Source organism: Microbacterium sp. RG1 (genome assembly GCF_005347485.1).
GTDB classification, from domain to species: Bacteria; Actinomycetota; Actinomycetes; order Actinomycetales; family Microbacteriaceae; genus Microbacterium; species Microbacterium binotii_A.
Window position 1 is genome coordinate 1,999,968 of record NZ_CP034121.1, and the last position, 17,285, is coordinate 2,017,252.

The following is a 17,285-nucleotide window of genomic DNA, read 5'->3' on the forward strand; positions in this document are numbered from 1 at the left end:
CCCGACCTACACTCGTGCCATGAGCGCTTTCCTCCCCGGTTCCCGCGGCACGCAACCCTGCCCGAATTGCGGCGCCCAGGTCGCGCAGTCGGACCGGTACCCCGAGTACCTCTGCGGCGAGTGCGAGGCTCGCGCAGTGGATGCGGACGGCGCCCGCGTCACAGGATCGAACGCCTCCTTCGGCGGCGGCTTCGTCCTGCACTGGCGGGACGGCGAACACGAGTCACTCCCCTGCGCCTCGGCCCGGGTGTGGGTCGACGGGCGCGAATGGGAGTACTCCGAGGCGCGCTTCGGCGGGGTGCTGATCACGCCCGTCCGCGACCGCTGACCCCGCAGTCGGCTATGCGTCAGCAAAGAATCACGAAAAGGTAACGGAAACCTCTTCCCCTCCGTTATCTCACCGTTATAGAGTGCTCGCACGGTAGTTGTTTTGCTGTGGCAGCTACCGACATGTGATTGCAGGACACTCTTGGTGCAAAGGGACAAGGGCCGGTCGGAAGCCTCTCCGACCGGCCCTTACTGCTGTCCGCGATGCGTCAGCTCTGCGACTCCGAGACCTGCAGCTCGGGGGCGTCGTCGCCCGTCACGATCTCGACCTTCCGCGGCTTGGCCTTCTCGCTGACGGGGATCGTGACACTCAGCACGCCGTTGCGGTAGCTCGCCGAGATCTTCTCGGTGTCGAGCCCCTGACCGAGGCTCAACTGACGCAGGAACGTGCCCGACGTCCGCTCCCGCGTGATCCAGGTGACTCCGTCACCCGCCGACAGCGTGCGCTCGGCACGGATGGTGAGCAGCTGACCGTCGATGTCGACGTCGACCGATCCGGGATCGATGCCCGGCAGGTCGGCGGTGAGGACGTAGTGGTCACCGTCGCGGTAGAGGTCCATCGGCATCTGCCGAGGGCCGCGCCGCGCGGTGTCGAAGAACGTGTTCGCCATGCGCTCCAGGTCACGGAGCGAGTCGTATGCAGCCATAGTCGTCTCCTCTCGAGCGGGATCGGATGTGGGATCCGACCCGTAGTCCCTAAGTTGAGCCCCCTTGACTCAACAATCACAGATTAGCACTCTCATGCCGCGAGTGCTAGTTCTCACAGCCGCCTCTAGGGCCCTCCTGCGACCTCATAGACTCAGCGCGTGAACGACCCCGCCGAGGCAGCGAGACGGCCGCCTCTGCTGCAGAGGATCGCCCTGAATCCGCTGGTCTGGGCGGCCGCCTGCATCCTGGCGGCGCTGCCCGGATACCTCACCGAGGGCGGGTTCTTCCCCTTCCTGATGACGATCATCGCGGGGGCCCTCTGCGGGATCTGGTTCGTGAACCTCACGGTGCGCATGCCGCATCCGACCGGCGCGATCGTCCACCTCCTGGTGGCGGTCGCCCTCGCACCAGCCCTCTACGCATCGATCGAGCTCCTTCCACCGCTCTTCGCGCCCGGCACACCGCGCGCGATCTACGCGGGGCTGCTCCTCGCATTGCCCCCTGCCGCCGGCTGGGTCTGGATCACACTGCTCAGCCGCGTCATCAACCTCCTACCGGGCAAGACCCGAGCGCAGCCGCGAGTACCGCTGGCCTGGGAGAACGACGGCGATGCGGTCATCCTCCGCTTCCGGGCGATCCCGATGCGGATGCGGGAGCTCACGGTGTGGATCATCGCCACCATCGTCGTGACGGGGGCGCTCGTCACCACGGCGCTCATCATGTTCAGCGCCGTCGTCGAGCGACTTGGACCCCGCATGCTGATCCTCGCGCTCGGGGCGCTCTTCGCCTTCCCCGCCTATCTCATCGTCACCGCGCTGTTGCGCAGACGCTCCGTCGAAGCGAGCGTGCGCGTGTCACGCGACCGGATGTGGATCACCGCCGGCGAGGCGACGCACGCGCTTCGGCTGAGCGAGATCGAGCGGCTGCGATGGGGCACCACGAGCGACTACGCGCGCCTCGAGGTCACCGCGCCCGGCGTCGACCTGGCTCTGCTGGTGGGCATCGCGAAGCAGACCGACGGCATCGCGTCCGAGCTTCCTCCACTGCCGGCGCGAACGCTGCGTCTCGCCGAAACCGAAGGCCTTGAAAGAATCACCTCGCGCCGCAGCTTGGTGACCCTCTCGCGTGAATAAAGAACCCCTTTACATACCTTTACGTACGTTTATGGCACTATATAGCCGTGGAAGAACTTTTGAGTGTCGACGACGTCGCTGCCCGTCTACAGCTCCGACCCCGTACCGTGCGCGAATACATCCGCAGTGGACGTCTGCAAGCGACCCGCATCGGCAAGCAGTACCGCATTCACATCAAGGATCTGAAGCTCATCGAAGGCGGTGCGCCCCTGGCAGCCCCCACCCAGGATGGCGCGTCGACGCGGACTGCGGCCTCCGTCGTCGTTCGCGTCGACGCCGCGAGCGCGGAACAGGAACGGCGAGTCTCAGACCTGCTCAATGCGAATGGAGCGGCACCCCGGGTCGCACTTCAGATCGTGCGCATGCCAGATGATCTCGCGCTCCAGATCATCGCGTCCGGCCCGCTCGAGGCCGTCCTGGACGTCCTCGTCACCATCAACAATGCTGTGGAGATCACGAATGAATGACCTCCGCTATCGCAGCAGCGCTGGTGCCCTCCAGATCCGCGACACATATGAGCGGCTTCTGCGCCGCTACCTGCCCGATGCCGGACAGAGCGTCGCCCTCACCTCGATCGGCGAGATCACCGCAATCACCGCCGGATCTCCCACAGCTCCGCCCGTCGTCCTTCTGCACGGCTCGGGCTCGACGGCGCTGTCCTGGGCTCCGACCATCCTGCAGTTGGCCGAGTCGCATCACGTCCACGCGTTCGATCTGCCAGGCGAGCCCGGTAGGAGCACGCCCACCCGGGTGCCCTTCGCCGCCGAGGATCAAGCCCGCTGGGTCTTCGAAGCGCATCAACAGCTCATCGGCGCTCCGGCCGCCTATGTCGGAGTCTCGCTCGGCGGGTGGATCGCCACGGCGTTCGCGGCACACCGCCCCGCGCAGGTGGAACGTCTGATCCTTCATTCGTCCAGCGGCTTCGGCCCGCGCAAGATCGCCCCGCTCGTGGTTGCCGGCCTCCTCGCAGGGCTCGGGGAGCCCGGCCGGAAGCGTGCCCTGTCCTATCTCACAGGGCCGCACCGGACCGACGAAGCGCGAACAGAACTCCAGCGACAACTCGACCGGTACGCGATGCAGACCTTCGCGCACTTCTCGCCTCGGACCGACAAGCTCCCCGAGCATCCGACGGAGTTGTTGCGGAACATCCGGGGTCGCGTGACCGCCACCTTCGGCGCAAAGGACCGGATGCTCGACGCCGTTGCGGCAGCCCGCCGCATCCGCTCGACGATCCCCGGTGCCGACGTGGAGCTTCGCTCGCACGAGGGCCACCTTCTCAGCGACCAGCCCCACCTGACCTACCGCCAGCTCACCGACTGAGCAGACGTCGCGGCGATGCAGTAGGTCAGGCGATCCGTGCCCTAACGGGCCGAGAGGCGCTCGCGGACGACGCGGCGCAGCACCTTTCCGATCTGCGAGCGCGGCAGATCCTCCACCTCGACGATCCGCTTGGGCACCTTGTACGAGGTGATGTGCGTGCGCGCGAAGTCGCGAAGCGCGGCCGCGTCGAAGACTGCGCCCTCGCGCGTGACGATCGCGGCCACAACATCCTCGCCGCCGGAAGGACGGGGGATGCCGACGACGGCCGCCTCCGCCACATCCGGATGCAGCAGCAGCACCTGCTCGACCTCGGTCGGGCTGACGTTGAAGCCCCCCGTGATGATGAGCTCTTTGACGCGGTCGATGACGGTGACGAAGCCGTCCTCGCTCACCGTCACGATGTCGCCGGTGCGCAACCAACCTCCGGGAAGCAGCACGGCCTGGGTCTCGTCGGGCTGTTGCCAATAGCCCTGGAACACCTGCGGGCCGCGGATGAGCAGCTCCCCCGCTTCCCCGGCCGGACGGTCGACGCGAGGATCGTCGGGGTCGACGACCCGGATCTCGGTGCTCGGGAAGGGCACGCCCACCGTCCCGGGGCGCCGCGAGGGACCGATCGGGTTGCCGAGCGCGACCGGCGACGTCTCGGTCATGCCGTAGCCCTCCACGAGAAGCCCCCCGGTCGCCTCCTCCCAGCGCGTCACCGTCGGCACCGGCAGACTCGTGGCTCCGGAGATGGCGAAGCGGATGCCGGAGAGATCGACGCCCTTGCGTGTGCTGGCCCGCGAGAGTGCGTCGTAGATCGGTGGCACGGCGGGCAGGAACGTGGGCTTCGAGGTCGCGGAGGCGGCGACGACCGCATCCACGTCGAACTTCGGGAAGAGCACGACGCGCGCACCCAGCGAAATCGCGAAGGTGAGGCAGAGGGTGAGCCCGTACGCGTGGAAGAGCGGGAGCACGGCGTAGAAGACCTCGCCACCCTCGGTGAGCCCCGGCACCCAGGCACGCCCCTGCGCGGCGTTCGAGCGGAGGTTGCGGTGCGAGAGGATCGCCGCCTTGGGCGTGCCCGTGGTGCCGCTCGTGAGCTGCAGGAGCGCGGTGTCGTCCAGTCGCGGCTTCGGCCACTTACGCGGGAGCTTGCGCACGCGCACGAAGTCGGACCATTCGAGCAGGCCGCGGGCGCGCGGGCGGGTGGTCATGGCTTCGCGCGTCTCCCGCGCCCTCGCGACGGGCAGCCGCAGCGCCAGACGCTTGCCGAAGGGCAGGGCGTCCGGCATCCGCACCGAGACGATCGCCGAGGGCGCGACGTCTTCGGGGAACTCGGCGACGGTGTCGGCGACCTTGTCCCACACGATCGCGACGACGGCGCCGTGCACCTCGAACTGGTGGCGGAGCTCGCGCGGCGTGTAGAGCGGGTTGTGCTCGACGACGATCGCGCCGATGCGCAGGGCCGCGTAGAACGCGACGACGTGCTGGGGACAGTTCGGCAGGATGAGCGCGACCCGGTCCCCCGCCTGCACGCCCAGCTTGCGCAGGGCGTTCGCGGCGCGGGAGACCTGCTCCCCCAGCTGGGCGTACGTCGTCTCGGCGCCGAAGAACTCCAGCGCGACACGGTCGCCGTAGCGCGAGACGGATGCGTCGAGAAGGTCGACGAGCGTCTCGGTGACGGGTTCGATCTCGGCCGGCACCCCCTCGGCGTAGGAAGCGATCCAGGGGCGGGCCTCGAGCGGTGAGCCGGCGGGCTTCTGGTCCGTGGTCATGCTGCTCTTCCTCGTGGGCGGGACGGGGTCAGCCGGCCGCAGCCTCGTCGAACAGCCACTGCACCGATCCGCCGGCGGCCGTGACGTGAGCAGCGACGACCGCGATCGGCAGCTTCCCCTCCGCGAGCGCTTCGGCCAGCGCTTCCTTCTTGCCTGCACCGGTCGCGAAGACGACCACATGCTGCGCACCGTCCAGCGCCTTGAGAGTGAGCGTGATGCGCGTGGGCGGCGGCTTGGGAGAGTTGTGGACCGGGATCACGAGCTCGTCGACCGGGCGGAAGTCAGGATGCCCGGGGAACAGCGACAGTGTGTGTCCGTCTTCTCCGACGCCGAGCCAGACCAGGTCCAGGCGCGGAGATCCCGCATCCGTCTTCGGCAGCGCGGCGATCGCCGCGGCGTACCGGCGCGCGGACTCGTCCTCGTCGACGTCCGTGTCGGGACGCAGCTGCACCATGGTGTCGAAGCCGGGCTGGTCCAGCAGCGCGGGAGCGATCGTGCCCCAGTTCGACTGCGGGTCGCTGATCGGCACCGAGCGCTCGTCGCCGATCAGGACCGTGACCTTCGACCAGTCGATCGCGTCCGCATCCTGGGCCGCGAGGATCGCGTAGGCCGCCATCGGCGAGCTTCCGCCGGCGAGCACCCAGACAGCGCCGCCGTTCGCCTCGATCGCGGCGCCCAGCGTGCGAACCGCGTCACGGGCGGCCTCGGCGGCGACGTCCGCGGCCTGCGGGAAGGTGGTGATCGAACCGTAGGTCACGATGGGCTTCTCTCGTCTCGGGTGAGGTCGGATGAGCGGGTACCGCCGGTGTTCACGGCGAGCAGCCTCGCCCTCCTCGATTCAACCCCAGGTCGTATGCGATCCGGTGCATGGCAGCTGGGAAACTGGCACACACTCGTCATAGTTCACGATTTCATGTACTATCCGAGCCATGAACACCGTGCTCAATCGTGCGACCGCGACGCACACCGCCGCCCTGGCACGACTCGGACACGCCCTGTCGGATCCGACGCGGGCAGGTGTCCTCTTGGCCCTGCGCGAGGCTCCGGCATACCCGTCCGACCTCGCCGACGCCCTCGGCGTCTCGCGCCAAGTCATGTCGAATCAGCTCGCGTGCCTTCGCGGGTGCGGTCTGGTCGAAGCGATCCCCGAGGGGCGTCGTACCTGGTACCGCCTCGCCGACAGCCACCTCGCTCCCGCCCTGGACGAGCTGCTCAAGGTCGTCCTCTACGTCGAACCGGGCTGCTGCGCGGGCGACACCTGCCGCTGCGCATGAGCACCTCGGTCGCCCCGAGCCCGGGGCGCCTCCGCGTGCTGCAGCGCCGAATCCGCTGGATCGTGACCGCGACGATCGCCTACAACATCGTCGAAGCGTCCGTCGCGCTCGCCGCCGGCGCCGCGGCATCCTCGGCGGCGCTCGTGGCGTTCGGCCTGGACTCAACGATCGAGGTGCTCTCGGCGGCGGCGGTCGCCTGGCAATTCACCCGTCGAGACCCGGAGCGTTGGGAGCGCGGCACACTCCGCGTGATCGCCGTCGCCTTCTTCGCGCTCGCGACCTACGTCGCCGCGTCGTCGGCGTGGGCGCTGACGACGCACGTCGAACCCGAGCACTCCCCCATCGGCATCATCCTCACGGCACTCAGCGTCCTGATCATGCCGTTCCTTTCACTCGCCGAGCGACGCACCGGTCGAGAAGCGGGCTCCGCCACCGCCGTCGCCGACTCCGCCCAGACCCTGCTGTGCACGTACCTCTCCGCCGCCGTGCTCCTCGGACTCGCGCTCAACAGCGCGTTCGGATGGTGGTGGGCTGATGCCGTCGCAGGTCTCGTGATCGCCGCATTCGCGGTTCGAGAAGGTGTTGAGGCGTGGCGCGGCGACACCTGCGCGACCTCGGTCGGAATGGTGCTCGAGAACGAGCACTGAGCGAAGGTCAGCTCTTCGAACCGCTGACCGCCAGCACCCCGCCGAGACCGATCATCATGACGCCGCCGGCGCCGGAGAGCGTGGAGATACGCCGCGGCGAACGGGCGAACCAGGCCCGCGCCGTTCCCGCGGCGAGCGCCCACACGCTGTCGCATACGAGAGCGAGCGTCTGGAAGATCAGTCCCAATAGCAACAGCTGCAGCCATACCGCCCCGGCCGCCGGATCCACGAATTGCGGCAGGACCGCCACGAAGAAGGCGATCGTCTTCGGGTTCGTGAGCCCCACGACGAAGCCCTGGCGAAGCAGCGTGAAGGTCGAGACCGGCGCACGGTCGACACCGTCGACCCGGGCGCGCCGGTGACGGATCGCCTGTATTCCGAGCCAGACGAGATACACCGCGCCGGCGATCTTGATGACCGTGAACGCGACGACGGATGAAGCGACGATCGCGCCGACACCGAAGGCGACCGCCACGACCGCGGGCACCGTGCCGAGGGCGTTGCCGACGACACTCAGAACACCGGCGCGACGTCCGAGCGCGATCGATCGTCCGATCACGAACAGCACACTGGGCCCGGGGATCACGATGATCACCACCGACGTCACGACGAAGGCGACGAGGTTCTCGAACGGGATCATGGCCGAACTCTAGCGGCCGGCTGTTTCCGGCGCAGTCAGTGACTCTGGCCGTGAGCGCGCGTCCGCGGGTGGCGTTCAAGCATCCGGAGCATCGGACTCGCGACGCCTCCGTCGTAGACGACGAGGTGACCGTCGCCGAGAACCCACGCCGTGCCGGCGTCGAGCGGCAGCTCGAGCCAGGACTCCGGCGTGAAGTCCAGCTCCACCAGCAGGCCGGATGATGTCCGCAGCCGCACCTCGTGAACCGGGCCCCATCGCCGTAGGGCGATCACACGCGCCCGCGGAAACAGCCCTCGCACGCCGGCGCTCTCCGCGGCGACGAGGGGATCGTCGACGATCACGACGAGGTCGAGGTCGCCCGCCATCGTCTCGGCGCCGCGCGCATATGAGCCCACCTGAATCACCGCGAGAACAGCAGGATCGGCACAGGCCCAGTCCACGACGCCTTGTGCAGCCGACGCCGTCGCGCGACGCCGACCCTTCAACCGCACCGGCATCGGATCAGGTCAGTCGCGGCCGTGGTCGACGATCGCATCCTCGGCCGCGTCCATCGCCGCTTCACCCTCTTCCTGCGACTCGGAGCCCCCCGATGCGGCGGAGTCCTGGGACTTCTTCTCGTTGTGTTCTTCGTGTCCGGTCTTCTCGGCGTTGCTCATCGCGATCTCCCTCGTTCGTTGCGTTCGGATTCGGGACGCCTTCAGTCCACTCCCCCACAGCGACATGCGCAGGGGGGTTGCGCAGCCCGCACATGGTGGACAACTCAGCCAGACCCTCCGGGCGGGCCACGCCCACTCTCCGAAATCGGCATCAGTGGCTGAACTGTGCTCCCCGACCCCCGAACCTGGGCTCCGGCTATGCGTCAGCAAAGAATCACGAAAAGGTAACGGAAACCTCTTCCCCTCCGTTATCTCACCGTTATAGAGTGCTCGCACGGTAGTTGTTTTGCTGTGGCAGCTACCGACATGTGATTGCAGGACACTCTTGGTGCAAAGGGACAAGGGCCGGTCGGAAGCCTCTCCGACCGGCCCTTACTGCGTCACCGGAACACTCGCGAAACCACCCGCGAGCACGGCGATCACCCCCTCCACCTGAGCGTCGTCCCGCGTCGTGAGCCACCACTCCGCGAGCCCATCCGCCGCCGCATGGATCGCCGAGACCACCACCTGCGGCGATTCCAATCGGACGCCTCGCTGCGCGCACCAGAGCTCGAGCCGCTCCGCGATCATCCGCCGATACGCGGCGGATTCCGCGCGAGCCGCATCCACCAGCGCATCGGATGCACGGGCGAGAGTGGTCAGTTCCGCCAGGCGCTCGAACCTGCGGGGGTCGGAGCGCACCTCCGCAAGGAAGGAACCCAGCGCCGCGGCCACCGCCACCTCCAACGTCTGGGCAGGCAGCGGCTCGGCCCAGACCCGCGCGGCGAGGCGCTCGGACTCCCGATCCAGCAATGCGGCGACGAGCGCGGCCTTCGTCCCGAACGCGTAGTTCACCACGCGATGCGCCACGCCGGCACGCTGCGCCACCGAGCGCAAGGAGAGAGCCCCGGCGCCGTCCTCCACCATGACCTCCACCGCCGCATCCAGGAGCTGTCTGCGACGTTCGGTCACTCCGAGATAGGGCCGTGACTGCGGTTCATCCTTCACAGCATCCTCCGAGCCGGTGGTCGATCGTCGCATCCATACTAGTTTTATCCACCTGGACCAATTGGAGCGTCATGTCGAACATCATCGTCACTCCCGCCCGCGCCGAGGAGCTGCGTCCCGCGGCCTCGATCCTCGCCGAGGCTTTCGAGCACGACCCCGTTCTCGGCGTCATCGTGCCGCAGCGCGACCGCCGGCGCGAGCGCCTGACGGATCTGTTCGAGGCGACGCTGAACGCCGGACCGTACACGACGGGCACGGTCGATCTCGCCCGCAGCAGTGACGGCGAACTGCTGGGCGTGGCGGCGTGGGAGGGACCCGAAGCGCGGCGCGGGGCGCTGGGGCGCCTCGCCCGCCGACTCCCGCTGTTCGTCCGCTCGATGGGATGGATGCGGCTCGCGGGTGCCTTCGCGATGCTGAGCCGGATGGAGCGGTACCGGCCGACGGCGCCGCACTGGTACCTGGCCGAAATCGGCGTCAGCTCCCGCGCCCGCGGTCGAGGCGTGGGAGCGACCCTGCTCTCCACGCACCTGCGCGCGCTCGACACCATGCGCCAGAACGCGTACCTCGAATCATCGACCCCCGACAACCGACGTCTGTACCGGCGACTCGGCTTCGAGGAACTCGCTCCCATCACCGGTCTCCCCGGGGCCCGGCCGGTCGCGATGCTCCGCCGCCCGGTGGGCTGAGGCCCGACGCCACTCGGTCGGCGACATCCCGACCCATCGCCGGGTCGCACGCCGCAGCGAACGCGCATCCGCGAAGCCGGCCGCGGCCGCCACCTCGCTCGACGACGGAGCGGATGCGGCGAGCAGCCGCTCGGTCAAGCGGCGCCGCTGGTCGTCGACGAGCGCGCCGTAGGACGTGCCGGCGTCGGCGAGACGCCGGCGGAGAGTGCGCTCGCTCATCGACGCGGCGCGCGCGTGTTCCGCGAGCGGGAGCACATCCGGCAGCTCCGCCGCGATCCGCGCGGCGATCCGGGCGACCAGCTCACGACGATCCACCGCCGACGCCGCCTCCGCCTCGAGCCCGGCGCACGTCGCCGCGAACGTCCACGGATCCGCGTAAGGGTTCGATTGCTCGGCCAGACGCGTATCGATCCACCAGGCGTCCTGCGCGGCCGCGAATCGCACGGGAGCACCCAGGCCGCGCTCATAGGCACCCGAGTCCGACGGCCGCGCACGCGCGAGATCGACGCGCTCCGGTCGTGCGCTGCCTGCGGAGACGTCGTGCACCATGCGCGTGAAGTGAGCGAAGGCGGCGTCGATCAGCACCCGGTCCACGGACGCGTCACCGGTGTAGGTCTCGGCGACGACCGCGAGCGAACGCTCGTGGCGTTCGAGACGCCACCGCACCGGAGACCCGGCGAACATCTGGAACCGCACGGCGACCTCGATCGCGTCGCGGATGCGGGAGGCCGAGAGCATCGCCAGCCCGAGCATCCCGAGGACGGTCACGGGCTGCCGCCGCCCGAGCTCGATTCCGAGAGCGGGGTCGTCGAGTGCGGCGCCGGCCGCGGCGACGATCAGTCGCATCTGCGACAGTGAGACCCGGGTGCTGTCGGCATCGAGAGAGGCGCGGTCCACGCCCGCACGACGCAACGCGTCGTCGATGCTCACGCCGCGCTCGTCAGCGCGGCTCACGAGATGGCGCAGGAGGTGAGGGCCGACCGTAGCCGTCCGGGGGACGCTCATGGGGTCATTCTGTCTGACCGGCAAGGTCCGCAGGAACGACCGTCGAAGCCCGCACCGAGCCCGGAGCGCGGCCTAACGTGTTGCGCACCCACCGACGAAGAGGATGCCCGTGAGCCCCACCGCACAGGAGCGCGTCACGCGCACCGTCATCCGCACGCTCGGGGCGCTTCCCGCCCCTCTCCAACGCCTGATCGCCGGCCGCCCGGTCGAGATCGACGGCCAGCGCCTTCTTACCGAGGTGCAGATGGCACTCCGCCTGCTCAACGCGCTGCCCGGCGCCGCCTTCGAGGAGCTGCCGCTGCGCCAGGCCCGCGCGCAGGTCGATGCGGAGGCGCGGATTTTCGGGCGCAGCGATCCCGTCGCCCTCGTCGAGGACATCCGCATCCCGACGCGCGGCGGTGAGGTCGGCGCGCGTCTCTATGAGGGGTCGGCGACGAAGGCGCCGAGCGGCACCGTGGTCTACTTCCACGGGGGCGGCTGGGTGGTCGGCTCTCTCACCTCGTGCGATTCCGTGTGCCGCTTCATCGCCGCGCACACCGATCTGCGCGTCGTGTCGGTCGACTACCGGCTGGCCCCCGAGCATCCGTTCCCGGCGGGCGTCGAAGACGCCGTCGACGCGTACCGCTGGGTACGAGATCACCCGGAGTGGGGCAGCACGGTGGCTGTTGCGGGCGACAGCGCCGGCGGCAACCTGAGCGCGGTGGTCTGCCAGCTGACCGCGGATGCCCCGCCGGATTTCCAGCTGCTCTTCTTCCCCGTCACCGACACGAGCACGAAGCATCCGTCCTACTCCCTCTTCGGCGAGGGCTACTTCCTCACCGAACGACAGATGGACTGGTACATCCAGCACTACCTGCCGCAGCCCGCCGACCGCACGGACCCCCGCGCATCGCCGTTGCTGGGCGAGCTCGCGGGGCAGCCCCCCGCGCACGTCGCCGTCTCAGGGTTCGACGTGCTGCGCGACGAAGGCACCGCGTACGCGCAGCGCCTGCGCGCGGCGGGAGTGCCCACCACGCTGCAGGTCGTGCCCGGCCACATCCACGCGTTCGTCAACGCCACCGGCGTCGGCCGGACGAGCAGCGCCGCGTTGGCCGAAGCGGTCGACGCGCTCGGGGCGGGTATGCGCGCCGCCCGCCTGACGCGCTAGTACGCGCCGTGGGCGCGCCGACGCGCGCGGGATTCGATGACGACCCCGACAGTGCCCACGACCCACAGCGCGAATGTCGCGCTCATGGCCAGCCGCAACTGGTCCCTGGTGTACGCGGCGGGATCGGCGCCCTGCAGATCGAGCACGACCCCGATCACGTAGACGAGCACGAGCGCCGCGATGAAGCCGCCCATGTTGACGACGCCGGTCGCGGTCGACAGGCGTGAGAGCGGGTTGTCCCGGCGCACCACGTCGAAGGCGATCATGGATGCGGCACCGCCGCTGGAGAGGGTGACGACCCACACCACGAGCAGCCACAGCGGAGCCTCGCCCGGGGTGACGAGCACGGCGGCCAGCGCCACCGCCTGGGCCGCGACGGAGCCCAGCGCGATCAGCGCACGCCGACCCGGATGCGCAGCGGAGAGCATGCCCATCAGCGGGGCGAAGACGGCGCCGCTGAGCACGAACACGGTCACCAGACCTGCGGCCGCATCGCGGGAGAGCCCCTCTCCGGCCATGAGGAACGGAATGCCCCACAGCAGAGCGAACGCGGTACCGGCGAACGGCGTGACGAAGTGGATCCAGAACCCGAGGCGCGTTCCCGGTTCGCGCAGCGCCGCGACGACGAGCGCGAACTGACGCGGGCGCGGCCTGCCGTCGGCGGCCACGGGCCGACCCCGCTCGCGGATGACCAGCGCGTCGAGCACGGCGAAGACGACGAACACCCCCGCGACGGCGGCGAAGGCGCTCTCCCAGCCGACGCCGTGCGCGAGGGAGGTGAGCAGCACCACGCTGAGCACCTGGCCGAGCTGGCCGAACTGTGCGGTGATCTGCTGCAGCACCGGCACGCGCTTGGCGGGCAGCCAGAGTGCGATGAGGCGCAAGACGCTGGGGAAGATGAGTGCGTCGCCGGCCCCGGTCAGAAGACGCGCCAGGATCGCGGAGGGCACGTCGGGGGCGAACGCCAGCCACAGCGAGCCGCCGGCCATGGTCAGCATCCCGACCGTTGCGATGACGCGGGCGCCCCAGCGATCCAACAGCAGACCCGCCGGGATCTGCATGGCGCCGTAGACCGCGAGCTGAAGGGTGGTGAACAGGGCGAGCGTGCTCGATCCGGCGTCGAAGCGCACCGCCATGTCGGTGCCGAGGCCGGCGAGCGAGCTGCGACCCACGATCGCGACGAGGTAGGTGAAGGCGCCGGCGACCCAGATGATCCAGGGCAGGGCCCCGCGAGCCGGGCCCGGGACGCGGATCGTGCCGGTCGAGGCTCCGTAGTCGGTCATTTCGGGTGCGGGGTAGCCAGGAAGGGGCGCACTCCGCGAGCGAAAGACATCGAGCCCATTCTACCGAGCGCTCAGACGCCGCCTCCGCCGCCGCCACCGCCACCGCCGCCCGCGGACCCGCCGCCGGTCGAGCCGCCGGAACTGCTCGAACTGGAGACGGCTGCGGCCGAGAGCGAGCTGACACCGCTCGTGAAGGCGCTCACGTTGAAGGCGGTCGCCCCGGCGTACCAGACCGGCGCGCCGGCGCTCTCGTAGTAGACGGCCAGCTGAGCGGCCCACTGCTTCTCCAGGCCGAACACCACCGCGTAGGGCAGCAGCGGTTCGTAGATCGCGAGGACCGCCGCCGCATCCGTCGCGTCGACCGGAAGACGCTCGGCCGTCTGGGGCGACTGCAGCATGCGGATGCGGTCGGCCTCCGCCCAGCTGATGAAGAGCCGGAGGCCGGCGAGCTGCTCCCGCGTCTCGGCACCCTTGGGGCTCAGCGGACGGTGGAAGAGCACCAGCAGCCCGACGAGCCCGACCACCACGGCGACGATCAGCACGGTGAGGGGGACGGCCGGATGCACCTGTGCGGACAATCCCAACGCTCCCGTGACGACGGTCGCCACCGCCGCGGCGGCCAACGCCCAGACGACCGGAGGACGAACCCCGCGTCGCACCGTCCGGTAGATGCCGCGCTCGACCAGTTCCGCACCGGCCCAGCTGCGCATGTCCTCCGCGGCCTGAGCGAGCGCCGTGTTGCGGTCGCCGAACGCGAACTCGGCACCTGGCCGCGCGTCCTCACCGAACAGGCCCTCGATGAACTCCGCGCCGTCCTGGCGGGCGCGAGACGGGTCCACCAGCACGGCCCGCAGCTTCGGCCGCGCCCGGGATCCACCCGGCACCTCTTCGATCCGGATCGCGCCCCGCACGGCGAGCTCCAGCAGTGCTGCGGGCGCGGCCTTCGAGGGCTTGGACAACAGCACGGCAGCCGTCAGGGGCGTGACGCCTGCGGGAGGCTCGTACTCGGCGACGACGAGGCCGCGGCCGGGAGAGTCGCGCAGTACCCTGCGCCAGACGACGATCGCCCACGCGAAGGCACCCAGGAGAGCCAGGAACGATCCGCTCTGAGCCCAGCCCCACCCGGAGGCGAAGTAGCTGCTGTCGAACGGCACGAAGGTGCCCGGCTCGAACCCCACCGACAGTGTGACCGTCTGACGTGGGGCGACGTTCGCCACCGACACGGATGCGGCCGCCGCATCCGTGTCGAGAGTGATCGGGCACGTCGTCGTATCCCCTTGCGCACCCACGTAGCAGGCGGCCGCGCCGGTGAGGGAGGCGGCGAGCGCGGGATCGACGTGGAGCGTCGCGGAGACGGAGCCGAAAGCCTGACCCCAGTCGACGCCGTTCACGTCCCAGTAGAACTCCTCCGTCCCCGTCTTCGGGAAGTACCAGGTGACGTTGCTCAGGTCGTAGGTGAAGACGTAGGTCTGCGCACCGTGCACGAAGCCGTCGACGCGCGAGGTCACGCTCCACGTCCCGTCGTCGCTGTCGACCTCGGCATCTCGCGGCGCGCCCGTCTCGTCGGTGACGGAGACGAGTTCGGGCCGCAGCGGCTGACCGTTGTAGGTGTCGGGGATGGTGCGGCGCATGCCGTGGTTCTGATCGGTCTCGGGGAACTCGGCGACGAAACGCTCGACGACGTGCAGCCGGGAGGTGCCGTCGTCCGCGCGGGTCAGCGTGTAGTCGACGTCGAGACTGCGGAACGCGAAGTCGTCGACGCCGGCCTGAACGATCATGGCGGGCTTCGGGAGCGCGGACGCCTGCGGTGCGGCGGCGAATCCCGTCACTGTGAGAGCGAGGGCGAGAGCGGATGCGGCGGCGATGACGCGCGTGATTGCCCCAGCGATCATGGCACCAGCCTATGCCGGGCACGGCGTACGCTATCGGGCATGAGCGACCGCCGTCTGGCCATCGACGCCTGGGAGAGCCTGTTCCGGGCCCAGCACGAGATCTTCGCTGAGGTGGGTGCCGATTTCGAGCAGAGCGGCCTGCAGCAGGGCGAGTACGACGTGCTCCTGACCGTCACGCGCGCGCCCGACATGTCGGCGCGGCTGCGCGACGTGACGCGCAACATGCTCATCAGCCAGCCCAGCGTCTCGCGTCTGGTCGACCGGATGGTCGCACGCGGGCTGCTCTCCAAGTGCATCGATCCCGATGACGGTCGCGGCGCGATCGTCCGGGCGACCGACACCGGTGCGCGTCTGTTCCGCTCCATCGCGGCCGTGCACAGCCGATCGATCGCCGAGCACATGTCGACCCTCGACGACGACGAGCTGCGCACCCTGCTGGATCTCACGCAGAAGCTGCGGCCCCGTCGGGACTGAGCGCCCGCTCAGCATTCGATGACGTTGACGGCGAGACCGCCCTCGCTCGTCTCCTTGTACTTCGTCGACATGTCGATGCCCGTCTGACGCATCGTCTCGACGACCGTGTCGAGCGAGACGTAGTGCGAACCGTCTCCGCGCAGCGCGAGCCGGGCGGCGGTGACCGCGGTGGCGGCGGCGATGGCGTTGCGTTCGATGCACGGGATCTGCACGAGCCCGCCGACGGGGTCGCAAGTGAGACCCAGATGGTGCTCCATCGCGATTTCGGCCGCGTTCTCGATCTGCGCGGGGGTGCCACCCATGACGGCCGTGAGACCGCCCGCCGCCATCGCGCAGGCTGAGCCGACCTCCGCCTGGCACCCGCCCTCGGCGCCCGAGATCGAGGCGTTCGCTTTGAACAGCGATCCGAGCGCGGTCGCCGTCAGCAGGAACCGCCGGATGCCGCGCGGGCGCTCATCGTCGGCGATCGCCCGGTCGAGGCCGACGCCCGCATCCGCGAGGAACCGCCACCAGTACATGGCGACGGCGGGAAGGATGCCGGCGGCCCCGTTCGTGGGAGCCGTCACCACCCGTCCGCCCGCCGCGTTCTCCTCGTTGACGGCGAGCGCGAAGGCTCCGAGCCACTCGCCGGGAAGCTCGCGGTGGCCGATCGCCTGGGCGCTCTCGAGCTGCGCACGCAACGAGCCGGCTCGGCGCTTCACACCGAGCTGTCCCGGGAGCACGCCGTCGTGGGCGAGCCCGGCCGCGATGCACGCGCTCATCGCGGCCCAGATCGCGTCGAGTCCGCTGCGCACCTCGTCCTCGCTGCGCCAGGCTTCCTCGTTGCGGCGGGCGATCTCCGCGATGGAGAGGCCGGTCTCGGCGCAGAGCGCGAGCAACTGGGCGGCGCTGGCGTATGGGTGGGGCACGGCCGCGGGAACGCCCGCCGCCCCGCCGTCGCGGCGGATGAAGCCGCCGCCGACCGAGAAGTAGGTGTCCGTCGCGACGGGCTCGCCCGCCGCATCCCACGCCGTCAGCGTGAGGGCGTTGGGGTGCTCCGGACGACGGACGCGGGGCGAGAGCACGATGTCGTCGGCGCGGAAGCGGATCGGGTGGATGCCGGCGAGCTCGAGGATCGTGTCGTCACCGATCGTGGACCATGCGCCGCGCACCAGCTCCGGATCCACCGTGTCGGGGCGGTGGCCCGCCAGCCCCGCGACGATCGCGTCGGGGGTGCCGTGGCCGATGCCCGTCGCGCCCAGCGAGCCGAACAGCTCGCACCGCACACGATCCACGCGCTCCAGCAGGCCCGCATCCGCGAGGCGGTCGGCGAAGGCCCCGGCGGCGCGCATCGGCCCGACGGTGTGGGAGCTCGAGGGTCCGACACCGATGGAGAACAGCTCGAACGCCGAGACGTATGCGCTCACCCC

Annotated in this window: 20 protein-coding genes; 9 read left to right on the forward strand and 11 right to left on the reverse strand. The window is 69.8% G+C overall.

Annotated features, from left to right (window positions below):
• Positions 1 to 19: 19 nt before the first annotated feature.
• On the forward strand, positions 20 to 328 hold the full coding sequence (locus tag EHF32_RS09640) for a hypothetical protein (RefSeq protein WP_137417974.1): 309 nt from the start codon (positions 20 to 22) through the stop codon (positions 326 to 328).
• A gap of 208 nt (positions 329 to 536) precedes the next feature.
• On the opposite strand, the gene EHF32_RS09645 is transcribed toward EHF32_RS09640, so the two are convergent.
• Positions 537 to 974 carry an Hsp20/alpha crystallin family protein gene (locus EHF32_RS09645; protein ID WP_137417975.1) on the reverse strand — a complete coding sequence of 146 codons (438 nt, stop codon included), beginning with the start codon at positions 972 to 974 and terminating at the stop codon, positions 537 to 539.
• 159 nt (positions 975 to 1,133) lie between these two features.
• Here EHF32_RS09645 and EHF32_RS09650 point away from each other — a divergent pair, with 159 nt between their 5' ends.
• The 3 genes from EHF32_RS09650 to EHF32_RS09660 are packed head-to-tail and all read left to right on the forward strand — an operon-like array spanning position 1,134 to position 3,428.
• A complete protein-coding gene (locus EHF32_RS09650; RefSeq protein ID WP_137417976.1) occupies positions 1,134 to 2,108 on the forward strand; it encodes a hypothetical protein in 975 nt (324 codons plus the stop codon).
• A 47-nt stretch (positions 2,109 to 2,155) separates the two neighbouring features.
• Positions 2,156 to 2,575, forward strand: coding sequence for a helix-turn-helix domain-containing protein (locus EHF32_RS09655; protein WP_137417977.1), 420 nt, complete (start codon positions 2,156 to 2,158; stop codon positions 2,573 to 2,575).
• A complete protein-coding gene (locus EHF32_RS09660) occupies positions 2,568 to 3,428 on the forward strand; it encodes an alpha/beta fold hydrolase (protein ID WP_161594079.1) in 861 nt (286 codons plus the stop codon). The genes EHF32_RS09655 and EHF32_RS09660 overlap by 8 nt, the downstream gene beginning before the upstream one ends.
• A gap of 41 nt (positions 3,429 to 3,469) precedes the next feature.
• On the opposite strand, the gene EHF32_RS09665 is transcribed toward EHF32_RS09660, so the two are convergent.
• Positions 3,470 to 5,185 (reverse strand): long-chain-fatty-acid--CoA ligase, encoded by a 1,716-nt coding sequence (locus EHF32_RS09665; protein WP_137417979.1) that lies wholly within the window; start codon positions 5,183 to 5,185, stop codon positions 3,470 to 3,472.
• 28 nt (positions 5,186 to 5,213) lie between these two features.
• A complete protein-coding gene (pgl, locus tag EHF32_RS09670) occupies positions 5,214 to 5,942 on the reverse strand; it encodes a 6-phosphogluconolactonase (protein WP_161594080.1) in 729 nt (242 codons plus the stop codon).
• Positions 5,943 to 6,114: 172 nt separating this feature from the next.
• On the opposite strand from pgl, the gene EHF32_RS09675 reads away from it, so the two are divergent.
• Both EHF32_RS09675 and EHF32_RS09680 read left to right on the forward strand, forming a co-directional pair.
• The gene (locus EHF32_RS09675) at positions 6,115 to 6,459 is read left to right on the forward strand and encodes an ArsR/SmtB family transcription factor (RefSeq protein ID WP_137417981.1); all 345 of its coding nucleotides are present in this window, start codon (positions 6,115 to 6,117) and stop codon (positions 6,457 to 6,459) included.
• Complete coding sequence (locus EHF32_RS09680; protein ID WP_137417982.1) at positions 6,456 to 7,106, forward strand: cation transporter; 651 nt, start codon at positions 6,456 to 6,458, stop codon at positions 7,104 to 7,106. The genes EHF32_RS09675 and EHF32_RS09680 overlap by 4 nt, the downstream gene beginning before the upstream one ends.
• A 7-nt stretch (positions 7,107 to 7,113) precedes the next feature.
• Here EHF32_RS09680 and EHF32_RS09685 read toward each other — a convergent pair whose 3' ends face one another.
• The 4 genes from EHF32_RS09685 to EHF32_RS09695 form a co-directional block, all read right to left on the reverse strand.
• Positions 7,114 to 7,746 (reverse strand): LysE family translocator, encoded by a 633-nt coding sequence (locus tag EHF32_RS09685; RefSeq protein WP_137417983.1) that lies wholly within the window; start codon positions 7,744 to 7,746, stop codon positions 7,114 to 7,116.
• Positions 7,747 to 7,781: 35 nt separating this feature from the next.
• Positions 7,782 to 8,141, reverse strand: coding sequence for a hypothetical protein (locus EHF32_RS09690; protein ID WP_202876810.1), 360 nt, complete (start codon positions 8,139 to 8,141; stop codon positions 7,782 to 7,784).
• Between the two features lie 111 nt (positions 8,142 to 8,252).
• Positions 8,253 to 8,402 carry a hypothetical protein gene (locus EHF32_RS15740; RefSeq protein WP_161594081.1) on the reverse strand — a complete coding sequence of 50 codons (150 nt, stop codon included), beginning with the start codon at positions 8,400 to 8,402 and terminating at the stop codon, positions 8,253 to 8,255.
• A 372-nt stretch (positions 8,403 to 8,774) separates the two neighbouring features.
• Positions 8,775 to 9,422 carry a TetR/AcrR family transcriptional regulator gene (locus tag EHF32_RS09695; protein ID WP_137417985.1) on the reverse strand — a complete coding sequence of 216 codons (648 nt, stop codon included), beginning with the start codon at positions 9,420 to 9,422 and terminating at the stop codon, positions 8,775 to 8,777.
• Between the two features lie 38 nt (positions 9,423 to 9,460).
• Between EHF32_RS09695 and EHF32_RS09700 the strand changes: the two genes are divergently transcribed.
• Entirely contained in the window at positions 9,461 to 10,075 is a 615-nt protein-coding gene (locus EHF32_RS09700) for a GNAT family N-acetyltransferase (RefSeq protein ID WP_137417986.1), read from the forward strand.
• Here the strand turns inward: EHF32_RS09700 and EHF32_RS09705 are convergent.
• Positions 9,959 to 11,080, reverse strand: coding sequence for an AraC family transcriptional regulator (locus tag EHF32_RS09705; RefSeq protein ID WP_137417987.1), 1,122 nt, complete (start codon positions 11,078 to 11,080; stop codon positions 9,959 to 9,961). The two genes, EHF32_RS09700 and EHF32_RS09705, sit on opposite strands and share 117 nt — an antisense overlap.
• 103 nt (positions 11,081 to 11,183) lie before the next feature.
• Here EHF32_RS09705 and EHF32_RS09710 point away from each other — a divergent pair, with 103 nt between their 5' ends.
• Positions 11,184 to 12,227: an alpha/beta hydrolase gene (locus EHF32_RS09710; protein ID WP_137417988.1), complete on the forward strand. Its 1,044-nt coding sequence runs from the start codon at positions 11,184 to 11,186 to the stop codon at positions 12,225 to 12,227.
• On the opposite strand, the gene EHF32_RS09715 is transcribed toward EHF32_RS09710, so the two are convergent.
• Both EHF32_RS09715 and EHF32_RS15745 read right to left on the reverse strand, forming a co-directional pair.
• Entirely contained in the window at positions 12,224 to 13,510 is a 1,287-nt protein-coding gene (locus EHF32_RS09715) for an MFS transporter (protein WP_137417989.1), read from the reverse strand. The genes EHF32_RS09710 and EHF32_RS09715 overlap by 4 nt on opposite strands.
• 71 nt (positions 13,511 to 13,581) lie before the next feature.
• On the reverse strand, positions 13,582 to 15,402 hold the full coding sequence (locus tag EHF32_RS15745; RefSeq protein WP_161594082.1) for a DUF2207 family protein: 1,821 nt from the start codon (positions 15,400 to 15,402) through the stop codon (positions 13,582 to 13,584).
• Between the two features lie 39 nt (positions 15,403 to 15,441).
• On the opposite strand from EHF32_RS15745, the gene EHF32_RS09725 reads away from it, so the two are divergent.
• Positions 15,442 to 15,876 carry a MarR family winged helix-turn-helix transcriptional regulator gene (locus tag EHF32_RS09725; RefSeq protein WP_137417990.1) on the forward strand — a complete coding sequence of 145 codons (435 nt, stop codon included), beginning with the start codon at positions 15,442 to 15,444 and terminating at the stop codon, positions 15,874 to 15,876.
• 8 nt (positions 15,877 to 15,884) lie between these two features.
• On the opposite strand, the gene EHF32_RS09730 is transcribed toward EHF32_RS09725, so the two are convergent.
• Positions 15,885 to 17,282, reverse strand: a complete 1,398-nt coding sequence (locus tag EHF32_RS09730) for an L-serine ammonia-lyase (protein WP_137417991.1) — start codon at positions 17,280 to 17,282, stop codon at positions 15,885 to 15,887.
• Positions 17,283 to 17,285 lie beyond the last annotated feature (3 nt).